At 63.6% G+C, this 13979-nt stretch carries 13 protein-coding genes; 4 read left to right on the top strand and 9 right to left on the bottom strand.

The features are described from left to right. Positions 1-158: 158 nt before the first annotated feature. The 5 genes from GWE18_RS29275 to ccmA form a co-directional block, all read right to left on the bottom strand. The gene (locus GWE18_RS29275; protein ID WP_275189189.1) at positions 159-749 is read right to left on the bottom strand and encodes a DsbE family thiol:disulfide interchange protein; all 591 of its coding nucleotides are present in this window, start codon (positions 747-749) and stop codon (positions 159-161) included. Beyond that, entirely contained in the window at positions 749-928 is a 180-nt protein-coding gene (ccmD, locus tag GWE18_RS29270) for a heme exporter protein CcmD (RefSeq protein WP_275189188.1), read from the bottom strand. The genes GWE18_RS29275 and ccmD overlap by 1 nt, the downstream gene beginning before the upstream one ends. 1 nt (position 929) lies before the next feature. After that, positions 930-1661: a heme ABC transporter permease gene (locus GWE18_RS29265; RefSeq protein WP_057855054.1), complete on the bottom strand. Its 732-nt coding sequence runs from the start codon at positions 1659-1661 to the stop codon at positions 930-932. Positions 1662-1769: 108 nt separating this feature from the next. After that, on the bottom strand, positions 1770-2438 hold the full coding sequence (gene ccmB, locus GWE18_RS29260) for a heme exporter protein CcmB (protein WP_275189187.1): 669 nt from the start codon (positions 2436-2438) through the stop codon (positions 1770-1772). Beyond that, a complete protein-coding gene (ccmA, locus tag GWE18_RS29255; protein WP_275189242.1) occupies positions 2435-3037 on the bottom strand; it encodes a heme ABC exporter ATP-binding protein CcmA in 603 nt (200 codons plus the stop codon). The genes ccmB and ccmA overlap by 4 nt, the downstream gene beginning before the upstream one ends. Positions 3038-3261: 224 nt before the next feature. Between ccmA and acnA the strand changes: the two genes are divergently transcribed. The 3 genes from acnA to GWE18_RS29240 all read left to right on the top strand — a co-directional run bounded on the left by acnA (position 3262) and on the right by GWE18_RS29240 (position 7920). Beyond that, a complete protein-coding gene (gene acnA / locus GWE18_RS29250; RefSeq protein ID WP_275189186.1) occupies positions 3262-5982 on the top strand; it encodes an aconitate hydratase AcnA in 2721 nt (906 codons plus the stop codon). Between the two features lie 168 nt (positions 5983-6150). Further along, entirely contained in the window at positions 6151-6912 is a 762-nt protein-coding gene (locus tag GWE18_RS29245; RefSeq protein ID WP_275189185.1) for a DUF1223 domain-containing protein, read from the top strand. 636 nt (positions 6913-7548) lie between these two features. Next, a complete protein-coding gene (locus tag GWE18_RS29240) occupies positions 7549-7920 on the top strand; it encodes a DUF2794 domain-containing protein (RefSeq protein ID WP_275189183.1) in 372 nt (123 codons plus the stop codon). Positions 7921-8016: 96 nt separating this feature from the next. Here GWE18_RS29240 and GWE18_RS29235 read toward each other — a convergent pair whose 3' ends face one another. The 4 genes from GWE18_RS29235 to GWE18_RS29220 form a co-directional block, all read right to left on the bottom strand. Further along, entirely contained in the window at positions 8017-8556 is a 540-nt protein-coding gene (locus GWE18_RS29235) for a GNAT family N-acetyltransferase (RefSeq protein WP_275189182.1), read from the bottom strand. 265 nt (positions 8557-8821) lie between these two features. Continuing rightward, a complete protein-coding gene (locus tag GWE18_RS29230; protein WP_275189181.1) occupies positions 8822-9613 on the bottom strand; it encodes a Bax inhibitor-1/YccA family protein in 792 nt (263 codons plus the stop codon). A gap of 243 nt (positions 9614-9856) precedes the next feature. Further along, positions 9857-12427, bottom strand: a complete 2571-nt coding sequence (locus GWE18_RS29225) for an FtsX-like permease family protein (protein WP_275189180.1) — start codon at positions 12425-12427, stop codon at positions 9857-9859. Next, positions 12424-13137: an ABC transporter ATP-binding protein gene (locus tag GWE18_RS29220; RefSeq protein ID WP_275189178.1), complete on the bottom strand. Its 714-nt coding sequence runs from the start codon at positions 13135-13137 to the stop codon at positions 12424-12426. The genes GWE18_RS29225 and GWE18_RS29220 overlap by 4 nt, the downstream gene beginning before the upstream one ends. On the opposite strand from GWE18_RS29220, the gene GWE18_RS29215 reads away from it, so the two are divergent. Next, positions 13136-13864: an arylesterase gene (locus tag GWE18_RS29215; RefSeq protein WP_275189241.1), complete on the top strand. Its 729-nt coding sequence runs from the start codon at positions 13136-13138 to the stop codon at positions 13862-13864. The two genes, GWE18_RS29220 and GWE18_RS29215, sit on opposite strands and share 2 nt — an antisense overlap. The last annotated feature ends 115 nt before the right edge of the window (positions 13865-13979 follow it).

The following is a 13979-nucleotide window of genomic DNA, read 5'->3' as shown; positions in this document are numbered from 1 at the left end:
GAACGATAGATAAAAGCGTAGAATTATTTGAAGCTGATTTTTGACGGGTCATTCCGGGGCGATGCGAAGCATCGAACTACGGGGCGCCCTTGCGCCCCTGAGAATCTCGAGATTCCGGGTTCATCGCTGCGCGATGCCCCGGAATGACGACGTCGTCGTCACTTCAACGCCTTCTCGATCTCGACCTTCAGCACGCTGTCGAGATTGGCCGGCGTCACTGGTCCGACCAGCTTATACAGAATCGTTCCGTCGCGACCGACCACGAAGGTTTCGGGCACGCCGTAGACGCCCCATTCGATCGCGCCGCGGCCGTTGCCGTCGACGCCGACGGCGGTAAACGGATTGCCGTAACGGCCGAGGAAGCGTCGGGCATTATCGGGAGAATCCTTGTAGTTGATGCCGACGATCTGCAGCCGCGTGTCCTTGGCGAGTGCGGTCAGCAGCGGCGCCTCGTCATGGCATGGCACGCACCAGGAGGCCCAGACATTGACGACGGAGACCTTGCCCTTGAACATCGCGGGGTCGAGCCCGGGGACCGGCGCCCCGTTATGGGTTAGGCCTTCGAACGCTGGAAGCGCGGTTTGCGGTGCCGGGCGGCCAATCAGCGCGGAGGGGATTCTGGCGGGATCGCCGCTATAGAGCCGCAGCAGGAAAAGTCCGGCGACGGCCATGAAACCGACCAGCGGCAGCGCCACAAGCCAGCGCCAGCGGCGCGGCGGTCCATCCGATATTGTGGGCGGCGCGGTCATCAGATGTCCGTTGCCTGGCGGCCGGAGCGCCGGGTCACGCCGCTGGCCTCGAGTTCGCGCAGGCGCTCCTTCTGGCGGCGATAGTCGAGCGTGATCCAGCCGATCAGGATCAGCACGATCGCCGCCACCAGCGTGTAGGACGTCACGATAAAGGAAGCGTAGGGTCCGAGTGATGTCACGTCACGCCGCCTGTTGGCTGGCTTGCATCATCTGCAAGCTGCGCACGCGGCGGCGCAGGATCTCGTTGCGCATCGCCGCCAAATGCAGCGTGACGAACAGTAACGAGAAGCCGACCGCCATCACCAGCAATGGAATCAGGAACGCCTTGTCGAGCGAAGGGCCGCCCATTCGCAGCACGGCCGCCGGCTGATGCAGCGTGTTCCACCAGTCGACCGAGAATTTGATGATCGGCAGATTGATCGCGCCGACCAGCGTCAAGACGGCAGCAGCCCGCGCCGCCCGCGACGGATCGTCCACCGCGCGCCACAGCGCCATCAGGCCGAGATACATCAGGAACAGGATCAGCACCGAGGTCAGCCGCGCATCCCATTCCCAATAGGTGCCCCACATCGGCCGTCCCCACAGCGAGCCGGTGACCAGTGCCAGAAATGTAAACGCCGCGCCAATCGGGGCGGCGGCCTTGGCTGCGACATCGGCGAGCGGATGCCGCCACACCAGCGTGCCCAGCGCCGCCAGGCTCATCACGCCCCACACGAACATCGCAAGCCACGCATTCGGGACGTGGACGAACATGATTTTCACGGTGGCGCCCTGCTGGTAATCGTCGGGCGCCATCGCGGCCTGATAGAAGCCGACCAGCAGCAGGATCGCGGTCGCGCCCGCCAGCCACGGCAGCACGCGCGCCGTCAGCGACAGGAATTTGGTGGGATTGGCAAGGTCGATCAGTGTCATGGCATCCTGATAGTCGTCAGCGGCGGGGCAGGCAATGCGGCTTGGTTTGTTTCATTTGGCCTTCCGCGAGAGTTGATCGGCGTCAAGTCATTGTCAGTCCAGGCCATGTCAGTCCAGACCATGCCGCAGGCTGGCTGCCGCCGCGAACGGCCCGACGACGAGACTGACCAGCGACAGCGCGCACAGGATCGAAAACGGTGTTCCAAACGATAGCGGACCTGATATGGCCGCCTGCGACGCCGCAACGCCGAAGATCAGCACCGGGATCGACAGCGGCAGCACCAGCACCGCCAGCAAGAGGCCGCCGCGGTGGAGTGTCACGGCGAGCGACGCGCCGATCATCCCCGTGAAGGTCAGCGCCGGCGTTCCCACCAGCAGCGTCAACGCCACCGCCGAGGTCGCGGTGCCGTCGAGATTGAGCAACAGCCCCAGCACGGGGGTGGCCACGATCAGCGGCACGCCGGCCGCGAGCCAATGCGCCAGCGCTTTCGCGGCACAGGCCAGTTCCAGCGGCGTCCGGCCCATCACGATCAGGTCGAGCGACCCGTCCTCGTGGTCTGCCGTGAACAAGCGGTCAAGCGTGAGCAGGCTCGCCAGCAACGCCCCAAGCCAGAGGATCGCGGGTCCCAGCCGCGTCAACAGCGCCATGTCGGGCCCGATCGCGAACGGCATCAGCACGGTCACTGTGAGAAAGAACAGCACGCCGATCAGCGCGCCGCCGCCAACGCGAAGTGCGATTTTGATGTCCCGGCGAATCAGCGCGGCGAGGGCGGTCACTTCCCGCCCCCCATCCGCAGTTCCCGGGCCCCAATCCCGAGCGGCGCGTGCGTGGCGGCGATGATGATGCCGCCGCCGGCGAGGTGGTCGCGCATGATGCCGACGAACAGGTCCTGACCGGCGGTATCGAGCGCCGAGGTCGGCTCGTCCAGGAGCCAGACCGGCCGGCGCACCACCAAGAGGCGCGCGACCGAAAGCCGCCGCCGCTGGCCCGCCGACAGGTACGCCGCCGGCAGATGCGTGGCGTGGCCGAGCCCCACCGCGGTGAGGCATTGGCTGACGTCGCCGACCTTGCCGCCCAGAAAATCGCGCCAGAACGACAGGTTCTCATGCACGCTCAGCGCAGGCTTCAGCGCATCGCGATGGCCGAGATAGTGGGATTGCTCCGGCAAAGTCAGCTCGGCCTCGCCGCCTTCCAGGACGACCGAACCGCCGGCCGGCACCAGGAGACCCGCGATCAGGCGCAACAGCGAGGTCTTGCCGGAGCCGTTCGGGCCGACCACGGCCAGCACCTCGCCGGAAGAGGCTTCGAAATCGAGCCCGGAGAACACGCCGCGGCCACCCCTGATACAGTCGATTTGGCGCCCGGAGAGCCGCATTTGCTTCGTCACAGCCCTCTGAAATTGATGGGTACCGCGTCAGAATTTGTGGGTACCGCATTGCTGCAGCACGCTTGTCGGTGTGGCGGCGCTTCTAGAAAGATTCTATAAGCCCGGAACTTGATGCAGCACACAATCGGCGGCTGCAAGCCGATAGGCCAGCCTAACGCCGGCGGTGTTTAAATACCCTTACCGGGTATAACTAGAATTTGGGATTTCCTGACATGACCTCGCTCGACAGCTTCAAATGCCGCAAGACCCTCAAGGTCGGCAGCAAGACCTACGTTTATTACAGCCTGCCCGCCGCCGAGAAGAACGGTCTGAAGGGAATTTCCAAGCTGCCCTACTCGATGAAGGTGCTTCTGGAAAACCTGCTGCGCAACGAAGACGATCGCACGGTCAAAAAACAGGACATCGTCGCGGTTTCGAAGTGGCTGCGGAAGCGCAAGCTCGAGCATGAAGTGGCGTTCCGCCCGGCGCGCGTCCTGATGCAGGATTTCACTGGCGTGCCGGCAGTGGTCGATCTCGCCGCGATGCGCAACGCGATGCAGGCGCTGGGCGGCGATGCCGAGAAGATCAACCCGCTGGTGCCGGTCGATCTCGTCATCGACCACTCCGTCATCGTCAACTTCTTCGGTGACAACAAGGCGTTCGGCAAGAACGTCGTCGAGGAATACAAGCAGAACCAGGAACGCTACGAATTCCTGAAATGGGGCCAGAAGGCATTCTCGAATTTCTCCGTGGTGCCGCCCGGCACCGGCATCTGCCATCAGGTCAATCTCGAATATCTCGCGCAGACGGTGTGGACCAAGAAGGAGAAGATGACGGTCGGCAAGAAGACCGGCACCTTCGAAGTCGCCTATCCGGATTCGCTTGTTGGCACCGACTCGCACACGACGATGGTCAACGGCCTCGCCGTGCTCGGCTGGGGCGTCGGCGGCATCGAGGCGGAAGCCTGCATGCTCGGCCAGCCGCTGTCGATGCTGTTGCCGGAAGTTGTCGGCTTCAAGCTCAAGGGCCAGCTCAAGGAAGGCGTCACCGCGACTGACCTTGTGCTGACGGTCACGCAGATGCTGCGCAAGCAGGGCGTGGTCGGCAAGTTCGTCGAGTTCTTCGGCCCCGGCCTCGACTATCTCTCGGTCGCAGACAAGGCGACCATCGGCAACATGGCGCCGGAATATGGCGCGACCTGCGGCTTCTTCCCGGTCGACGCCGCGACCATCGATTATCTCAAGACCTCGGGCCGCAAGGCTGACCGCGTCGCGCTGGTGGCGGCCTACGCCAAGGCGCAGGGCTTGTTCCGCACGGCGAAATCCGCCGACCCGGTGTTCACGGAAACGCTGACGCTCGATCTCGGGGATGTCGTGCCGTCGATGGCCGGCCCGAAGCGTCCCGAAGGCCGCGTCGCACTGCCCGCCGTTTCCACCGGCTTCGCGACCGCACTCGCCAGCGAATACAAGAAGCCGGAGGGCGCCGAGAGCCGCTATGCCGTCGAGAACCGCGACTTCGATCTCGGTCACGGCGACGTGGTGATTGCGGCAATCACTTCCTGCACCAACACCTCCAATCCGAGCGTGCTGATCGGCGCGGGCCTCTTGGCGCGCAATGCCGCCGCCAAGGGCCTGAAGGCCAAGCCGTGGGTGAAGACCTCGCTGGCGCCGGGCAGCCAGGTGGTTGCAGAATATCTTTCCAATTCCGGACTGCAGAAGGATCTCGACAAGGTCGGCTTCAACCTGATCGGCTTTGGCTGCACCACCTGCATCGGCAACTCAGGCCCGCTGCCGGAAGAGATTTCGAAGTCGATCAACGACAACGGCATCGTTGCCGCCGCCGTGTTGTCGGGCAATCGCAACTTCGAAGGCCGCGTCTCGCCGGACGTGCAGGCGAACTATCTGGCGTCGCCGCCGCTGGTCGTGGCCTATGCGCTGGCCGGCAGTGTCACCAAGGATCTCGCGGTCGAGCCGATCGGCACCGGCAAGGACGGCAAGCCGGTCTATCTGAAGGACATCTGGCCGACCACGAAAGAGATCAACGCCTTCATGAAGAAGTTCGTCACCGCGACCATCTTCAAGAAGCGCTACGCCGACGTGTTCAAGGGTGACACCAACTGGCGCAAGATCAAGACGGTCGAGAGCGAGACCTATCGCTGGAACATGAGCTCGACCTATGTGCAGAATCCGCCTTACTTTGAAGGCATGAAGAAACAGCCCGATCCGATCGTAGACGTCGTCGATGCGCGGATTCTGGCGATGTTCGGCGACAAGATCACCACCGACCACATCTCGCCGGCCGGCTCGATCAAGCTGACTTCGCCGGCCGGAAAATTCCTCAGCGAGCACCAGGTGCGACCCGCCGACTTCAACCAGTACGGCACGCGGCGCGGCAACCACGAGATCATGATGCGCGGCACCTTCGCCAACATCCGCATCAAGAACTTCATGCTGAAGGGCGCCGACGGCAATATTCCGGAAGGCGGGCTGACCAAGCACTGGCCCGACGGCGAACAGATGTCGATCTACGACGCGGCGATGAAGTACCAGCAGGAGAGCGTGCCGCTGGTGGTATTTGCCGGTGCCGAATACGGCAACGGTTCGTCGCGCGACTGGGCCGCGAAGGGCACGCGGCTGCTCGGTGTGCGCGCCGTGATCTGCCAGAGCTTCGAGCGCATCCACCGCTCCAACCTGGTCGGCATGGGTGTGTTGCCGCTCACCTTCGAAGACGGCACGTCGTGGACATCGCTCGGCCTCAAGGGCGACGAGACGGTGACGATTCGCGGGCTCCAGGGCGATTTGAAGCCGCGCCAGACCCTGACGGCCGAGATCGTGTCCGGCGACGGTTCGCTGCAGCGCGTGCCGCTGCTTTGCCGCATCGATACCCTCGACGAGCTCGAGTACTACCGAAACGGCGGCATTCTGCATTATGTGCTGCGCAAACTCGCGGCCTGACGCGGATTTGTGATCAGTGCCTCACTGCGAAGTGAGTAGCGAGCAGGAAGAAGGCGGCCTATGACAAGGCCGCTTTCGCGCGTTTGGGGTACGCTTTGAGGCACTCACTTGGGATCAAATCATGCCCCGTACAAATACGGATGGAAAACACAACCATCGGTCCGCACTATGACAGCGATGATGGCTTATAATTGTATCTCGCGATGGTCCGGTGCGCTCGGCGTTTGCGCAATCATCGCCGTCATCCGCCCAGCCCATGCCGAGCCGCGCGCGGTGGTTGAATTGTTCACCTCGCAAGGCTGTTCGTCATGTCCTCCGGCCGACCAGATCATCGGCGAACTCGCCAAGGATCCGTCCGTGATCGCGCTTAGTCTGCCGATCGACTATTGGGATTATCTCGGCTGGAAGGACACGCTGGCGGACAAGCGGTTCAGCGCGCGTCAGAAAGCCTATTCGCAGGCACGCGGCGATCGCAATCTCTATACGCCGCAGATGATCGTCAATGGCTCGACGCAAGTGATCGGCAGCGATCGTGCCAGCATCGAAGGCGCGATCATGAATACAAGCAAGGCCGATGGCGTGATGTCGGTGCCGGTGACGATGACGTTGTCGGGCAAGCTGCTCAACGTCTCGGTGGAGGCGAGCAAGGTGCCGACCGTGGCGCGCGGCGAAGTCTGGATATGTTCGGTCTCGAAGGCGATCCCAATCATGATCGGGCGCGGCGAGAATCGCGGCCAGGAGGTCACCTACTACAACGTGGTGCGTAATCTCGTGAAGGTCGGCGACTGGAACGGCAGTCCGGGAAGCTGGACCATTCCGCTCGAGAATATTTCCCGCGACGGGGTCGACGCAGCAGTCGTCTATGTCCAGGACGGCAACCGCGAGAAGCCGGGCCCGATGCTCGGCGCCGCCTATACGGCGCTGCGCTGATTGGCGCTGACGCTCGCGTAGCCCGGATGGAGCCAACGGGTCGCGCGAATGCGCGCCCGCGACGAGCGCAATTGCGCTCGCACGGTGATGACAGGCTCCGCGCAATCCGGGACAGCTTCTCCGCCCGCGTGATTCGCTTTTCTCCGCCCGTGTGATTCCTGGATTTCGCTTCGCTCCATCCAGGCTACGCTGCTGAAGATTTCTGTCGCGCTGCAGCGGCAAGGCCGGAGTTGCGCGTGGCGTCTGCCGGAGCAGACCCACAAACGAAAAAGGACCAACTTTCGTTGGCCCAGTATCGGGATTAACTCCCTCCTGCGAACAGGCCCGATCCTGACGGCCCCGGGGGGCTGGGGGCTGAGGAATCCGGAACCGAAAGGACCGGGCCAACGCAGGATTATCTTTTCTCAATCTAGCGGGGCGGGCGGTGGGCGGAAGTAGGGCAGCAATAAGATTCCGCTAACGATCCCGTGAATCGATATTTCCGCGATATCGGGCCATCCGCCGCAGTTTCCTTTGTATTTACAGCCCTCTTGCGGCGTCCTGCGGTTAGCGCGATCATGTAAATTAGACATGCTCCCGAAAAGTGGGGACCGGTTTTCGGAACGAGGGCATGCCTGAGATGACAGGAGGCGCTCCATGAGCTCGATATCGGAGGACACTGATCCAAACGCGAGCCGCGCGGCGGCGCGCGCCGCCACTGCAGTCCCGCCGCCAAATCGTGTCACGTTCAATCGTCTCGAACTCAACCGTATCCTCAATTTGTATGGGCGCATGGTCGCCGACGGCGAGTGGCGTGACTACGCCATCGACTTTCTGAAGGACCGTGCGGTGTTTTCGGTATTCCGCCGTGCCTCCGAAGTTCCGATCTACCGCATCGAGAAAGATCCGCGGCTCGCGCGCAAGCAGGGCATGTACAGCGTGATCTCGGCGACCGGACTGATTCTGCGTCGCGGCCACGAACTCGAACGCGTGCTGCTGGTGATCGACCGCAAGCTGGCGCTGGTCTAGCCGGCCCATTCTACTTTGCATGGGGTTGTTTTCGCGATTTTGAGTTCGTAGCCCGGATTGCGCTTCGCTCCATCCGGGCTACAGGTCTGGCTAAGCCTAAGCCGTCTCATCCTTCGGCAAGGTCGTCGCGCCTTCACCCAGCGCGCGCTGCATCATCACGGTGTCGAGCCAGCGGCCGAACTTGAAGCCGACACTGGGATGCGTCCCGATCATCTGGAAACCGCATTTGGTGTGAACGCCGATCGAGCCGGCGTTGGCGGAATCGCCGATGACGGCGATCATCTGCCGGTAGCCGCGCGCCTCACACTCGGCGATCAGCCGCTGCATCAATTGCAGGCCGATACCGCGCCGGTGAATGGCGGGCTGCAGGTAGACCGAATTCTCCACCGTGAAGCGGTAGGCCGGCCGCGGGCGGTATGGGCCGGCATAGGCATAGCCGATCACCCGGCCTTCGACCGCGGCGACGAAATAGGGAAAGCCGCCGTCCGATAGCGCCCTGAAGCGCCTTGTCATCTCGGCGGGATCGGGCGGGATCAGCTCGAACGTCGCGGTTCCGTAGCGCACGGCGTGTTCGTAGATGGCGGTGATGGCGGGCAGGTCGGCCTCGGTGGCGGGCCGGATTTCAGGTGTGGACATGCCGAGCAAGATTAGATTTTTTCGCGCAGAAGGGAAGCGGGTTTCGTCCTTCTCCCCTTGTGGGAGAAGGTGGATCGCTGACGCGAAGCGGCGGCGAGCCGGATGAGGGGTCTCTATCCGCGGAGAGAACCCCTCACCCGTCTCGAATGAGCTTACGCTCATTCGATCCACCCTCTCCCACAAGGGGAGAGGGAAGAAGGAAGCGCGCAAAAGAAAAGCCCCGGCCGCGAGGCCGGGGCTTCAACTCGTACCTGGTCGGTAGCGCCTAGTCGCGCTGGCCGAGTAGCTGCAATAGCAGCGTGAACAGGTTGATGAAGTTCAGGTAGAGCGACAATGCACCGGTAATCGCCGCTTTCTCCGCAATCTCGCCGCCCTCAGAGGCGTACCCGTAGATGTAGTCGTTCTTCAGCCGCTGGGTATCCCAGGCGGTGAGACCCGCGAACACCAGCACGCCGACCACCGAGACGATGAACTGCAGCATCGAGCTCGCCAGGAACAGGTTGACCAGGCTCGCGATGATGACACCGATCAGGCCCATGAACAGGAACGACCCCATGCCGCTCATGTCACGCTTGGTGGTGTAGCCGTAGAGGCTCAGCGCGCCGAAGGTCGCCGCGGTGATGAAGAACACCCGCACGATCGAGGTGTGCGTATACACCAGGAAGATCGACGACAGCGAAATGCCCATTAGCGCCGAGAACACCCAGAACAGCATCTGGGCGGTCGCAGGGCGCAGCCGGTTAATGCCGGCCGAGATCGCAAACACCATGGCCAGCGGCGCGAGGATGAACAGCCACTTCAGGGGACTGACATACATCGCGTAGCCGAACTGCGTCAGGTAGGCGTTGCCGAACCTGGCGGCGGCGCCGGCCTGGTCAGGCGTCACAGCGGCCATGTAGACGCCGAGCGCCGCAAGGCCGGTGATGGCCAGGCCGATGCTCATGTAGTTGTAGATGCGCAGCATGTAGGCGCGCAGACCGGCATCGACGGTCGCGGCATCAACGCGCCCGGCGGCCCGGCCGAAAGGAGAAACGTAGTTACGGTCTAGGTCCGACATGGTCGAATTCCCGTTGGTTGCCCGGCGGAGCGCAAGGGGTTTGCGGCGCCGGTTAGATTTCTATCTCAGATGTCCCGATCTGCCGACGTTAGTTTTTACGTCATGAATCCGGCCACTGAACTTGGCTGGTATGTGGGAAACTAACACATTCGACGCAAGCTTCCACGCGCGGCTGAATGTCGCTTCTCGCCGAGATTTCCGCGTAAATGCAGTGTTAACCCCGCCTTCCGCCGCTACAAATTGTCACAAATTCCGTAACACGCTGGCCGGCTTCTGGTTCAGGGCCAACAACGTTCCCGCGAGTCCCAGCCCCACCGTGACGATCAGGGCGGCGGCGACCACGCCGGCGGCACTGCCGGCCTGCCAGATGAAACTGAGCGTCATCAGCCGGGTCACGATCAGCCAGGCCGCGATCGAGCCCGCGATCACGCCGAACACCGCCGTGGCGAGGCCGATCATCAGGTATTCCAGTGCGTAGGCGCCGAGCAGGCGCACCCGGGTCGCGCCCAGCGTTTTCAGGATGACCGCGTCATAGACCCGGTGGCGATGGCCGGCGGCCAGCGCGCCGCCCAGCACCAGGATCGCCGAGATCAGCGTCACCGCGCTGGCGCCGCGGATGGCGAGCACCAGGTTGGTGACGACGGTGCCGACGGTTTCCAGCGCCTCACGGACCCGAACGCTGGTGACCATCGGGAAGGCGTCCGCCACCTGCTTGATGATTCGGGCGTCGCCGGCCGGATCCGGATGGACCTCGGACAGGGTCGCGACATGGCTGTGCGGGGCGCCCTTGAACGCGTTCGGCGAGAACACCAGCACGAAATTGATGCCGAGCCCCTGCCAGTCGACGTTGCGCAGATTGCTGATCCGGGCCGGGATATCCCGGCCGAGCACGTTGACGACGATTTCATCGCCGATTTTGAGCTTCAATCCGTCGGCGATCTTCTTCTCCAGCGAGACCAGCGGCGGGCCCTTATAGTCCGCGCTCCACCATTCGCCCTCGACCACCTTGGAGCCCTTGGGAACTTCGTTGGTATAGGTCAGGCCGCGGTCGCTCTGCAGCACCCATTCGGAATCCTGCGACGGCTTGAGTTCGTCGGCCTTGACGCCGCGGGCGCCGACGATGCGTCCGCGCAGCATCGGCACATCGTCCACCGTCGATTGCGGCGCCACTTGCTTGAGGAAGGTGCCGAAGCGGTCGGCATCGGCGGTCGGAATGTCGATGAAGTAGAACGAGGGCGCTTTCTCCGGCAACGCCGCCAGGAATTGCCGCCGCAGATTGCCGTCGATCTGGGTGATGGTGACGAGTACCGCGAGCCCAAGTCCGAGCGACATCACGACCGAGGGCGTCAGCGCGCCGGGCCGGTAGATATTGGCGATCGCCAGCCGCAGCATGGTAATGCGGCTGCGTGGCAGCCGGCGCGCCAGCGCCATCAGCCCGGCGGCGACGCCGCGGAGCAGCGCGAACACCGCGACCGAAGAGACGACGAACACGGCCGCGACCCGCTTGTCATAGGCAAGCCCGATGGCGACTGTGACCAGGAGCGCAATCACTACGGCCATCAGCGCGAGGTAACTCCAGCGTGGACGGTGCCACTCGCGGGCCACCTCCTCGCGGAACAGCGCCGCGACCGGTACGTCATGCACCCGGCCGAGCGGCCATAATCCAAACGCGAGCGCGGTGAGCAGGCCGTATACGAAGGATAGCGCCAGTTCGTCCGCGTGCAGGGCAGGGATTACGGGCAGCGGCAGCAGCTTGCCGAACACGCCGACGATGATGAATGGCAATGCCGCGCCAGCCGCCAGCCCGATCATCGAACCGACCGCAGCGAGCAGGATCACCTGCGTCAGGTAGATCGTGAAGACGTCGCGGCCGGTGGCGCCAAGCGCCTTGAATGAGGCGATGACGTCGCGGCGGCGATCGATATGGCTCTTGACGGCGTTGGCGACGCCGACGCCTCCGACCAGGAGGGCGGCGAGGCCGACCAGCGTCAGGAACTGGGTGAAACGGTTGATGGTGCGCTCGAGTTGCGGAGAGGCATTGCTGCTGCTGCGAATCCACCAGCCGGCCTCGGGCAGGGCGCTCCGCGCGCTGTCGATCAATTGGGTGGCGGCGCGGTCGTCGGCTGCATTGGCCGGCAACTTCACGCGGTAGATCCATCGCACCAGGCTGCCCGGCTGCAGCAATCCGGTGGTGCGCAGGCTCGCTTCGCTGACCAGAACGCGCGGGCCCAGCCCGACATTGCCGGCGAGTTTGTCCGGTTCGGCGCCGACGACGCTGCGGATCTGGAACGCGGCATTGCCGATGCTGATGCGGTCGCCGAGCTTCAGATCGAGCCGCGCCAGCAGCGTGGAATCGACCGCCGCACCGAACGCGCCGTCGCGTTCGGCCAGCAAATCGGCCATCGGCATCTTGGGATCGAGCGTCAGCTCCCCGAGCATCGGGTAGTGGCCGTCCACCGCCTTGAGTTCGACCAGCGCCAGCTTTCCGTCATTGCTGCGGGCCATCACGCGCAATGCCGCCGCGACCGAAACTTGGCCGCGCGCCCGCAGGAAGGCGATTTCCTCCGGCTTGGCCTCGCGCTGAATCAGCGAGAACGCCACGTCGCCGCCAAGCAGCGTGCGACCCTCGCGCGTCAAACCTTCGCTGAGGCTTGCGGCGACCGAGCCGACGCCGGCAATCGCCATCACGCCGAGCGCGATACAGGCGATGAAGACGTAAAAGCCGCGCAGGCCGCTACGCAGTTCGCGCAGCGCGTAGCGCAGGGCCAGCGATGACGCGCGGCTGCGGTAGACGGGTTCGGAAACGGTGGTCATGAATGTCCGTCGATCCGGCCCGAGCGCAGCCGCACCACGCGGTCGCAGCGCTGCGCGAGCGAACTGTCGTGCGTCACCAGCACCAGCGTCATGCCGCGCTCGGAATGCTTGGTGAACAGGAGATCGACGATCTGCTTGCCGGTGGTTTCGTCGAGATTGCCGGTCGGCTCGTCCGCGACCAGGATGGCGGGATCGGGCGCCAGCGCCCGGGCCAGCGCCACGCGCTGCTGTTCGCCGCCCGACAATTGCGTCGGATAATGGTGCAGGCGATCGCCGAGCCCGACCGATTTCAATTCCCGCGCAGCGCGCTCCGCCGCGTCGGGATTGCCGGCGAGTTCCAGCGGCACCGCGACGTTTTCCAGCGCCGTCATGGTCGGGATCAGATGAAACGACTGGAACACGATGCCGACCTGGCGGCCGCGGAAGCGCGCCAGCGCGTCCTCGTCGAGGGCATTGAACGGCGTACCGCCCACCACCACCTCTCCGCTGTCAGGACGCTCCAGCCCCGCCATCACCATCAGCAAGGTCGATTTGCCCGAGCCTGACGGCCCGATCAGGCCGATCGCCTCGCCCGATGCCACACGAAGGCTGATATCTTTCAGGATATGAACGCGGGCGGCGCCTGTGCCGAGCGAGAGGTTGACGTTCGAAATGGAAATGGTGTCCGGCTCGAGGCCGGTCAGTGAAGAGGGTTCGATGAGACTGTCCATGGCTCGGTCATATGGCACTTCCACCGCTCGGGTCGAGGGCTTGAAACGGATGTTTGCGCACATACGCGTGTTGATTATGGCTTTGATGACGGTCGGGGCGGTTTTGGCCCAAGCTCAGGCCCAAGATAAGGCTCAAGTCCCGGCCACCGCGCCCGCCAAGCCGGTCAAGATGGTCGTTCTCGGCGATTCCTTGAGCGCCGGTCTTGGTCTTTCGGCACCGGCCGCGTTCCCCGCCCGCCTGCAAAAAGCGTTAAACGACAAGGGGATAAAGGTCGATATGATCAATGCCGGGGTGTCCGGCGACACCACGTCCGGCGGCCGCGACCGGCTTGATTGGTCGATCCCGGAGGGAACCGAGGCGGTGATTCTCGAGCTCGGCGCCAACGACGCGCTTCGCGGGATCGACCCTGCCGTCACCCGTGCTGCATTGACCGAAATCCTGACGCGGCTGAAGGCGCGAAAGATCGCCGTTCTGCTGTGCGGCATGCTCGCGCCACCTAATTACGGCAGCGAATACGCCGCCCGCTTCAACGCGATCTATCCGGAGCTTTCCAAATCCTTCGGCGTCCCGCTCTACCCGTTCTTTCTGGAAGGGGTTGCGGCAGACGCCAAGCTCAACCAGTCCGATGGGTTGCATCCGACCGCGGAGGGTATTGATGTCATCGTCAAAAATATTCTGCCTATGGTGGAGGCATTTCTCGGCACGATCTCCGGGCAGCGGAGTTGAAAAAGGTGCAAACGAATAACGTTACCACTGGTTTTCCCCGTAGCTTTCCGGTCTGCGCGGCCCGCGTGCTTCGCAGAGTCATATAAGTCGGGTAGGAATTAGTAATCGGTGATTC

This window comes from Bradyrhizobium sp. CSA112 (genome assembly GCF_029051645.1).
In the GTDB taxonomy this organism is placed as follows: Bacteria; Pseudomonadota; Alphaproteobacteria; order Rhizobiales; family Xanthobacteraceae; genus Bradyrhizobium.
Note: the sequence above shows the minus strand (reverse complement) of the source record. Positions and strands in the feature narration are given on the sequence as shown.

Coding starts and splice junctions, on each gene's coding strand:
- GWE18_RS29265 (WP_057855054.1), bottom strand. CDS start 1,661: ATGACACTGATCGACCTTGCCAATCCCACCAAATTCCTGTCGCTGACG.
- GWE18_RS29245 (WP_275189185.1), top strand. CDS start 6,151: ATGACAGCGATGATGGCTTATAATTGTATCTCGCGATGGTCCGGTGCG.
- GWE18_RS29235 (WP_275189182.1), bottom strand. CDS start 8,556: ATGTCCACACCTGAAATCCGGCCCGCCACCGAGGCCGACCTGCCCGCC.
- GWE18_RS29275 (WP_275189189.1), bottom strand. CDS start 749: ATGACCGCGCCGCCCACAATATCGGATGGACCGCCGCGCCGCTGGCGC.
- acnA (WP_275189186.1), top strand. CDS start 3,262: ATGACCTCGCTCGACAGCTTCAAATGCCGCAAGACCCTCAAGGTCGGC.
- GWE18_RS29225 (WP_275189180.1), bottom strand. CDS start 12,427: ATGACCACCGTTTCCGAACCCGTCTACCGCAGCCGCGCGTCATCGCTG.
- GWE18_RS29230 (WP_275189181.1), bottom strand. CDS start 9,613: ATGTCGGACCTAGACCGTAACTACGTTTCTCCTTTCGGCCGGGCCGCC.
- GWE18_RS29240 (WP_275189183.1), top strand. CDS start 7,549: ATGAGCTCGATATCGGAGGACACTGATCCAAACGCGAGCCGCGCGGCG.
- GWE18_RS29220 (WP_275189178.1), bottom strand. CDS start 13,137: ATGGACAGTCTCATCGAACCCTCTTCACTGACCGGCCTCGAGCCGGAC.
- GWE18_RS29215 (WP_275189241.1), top strand. CDS start 13,136: ATGGCTCGGTCATATGGCACTTCCACCGCTCGGGTCGAGGGCTTGAAA.
- ccmA (WP_275189242.1), bottom strand. CDS start 3,037: ATGCGGCTCTCCGGGCGCCAAATCGACTGTATCAGGGGTGGCCGCGGC.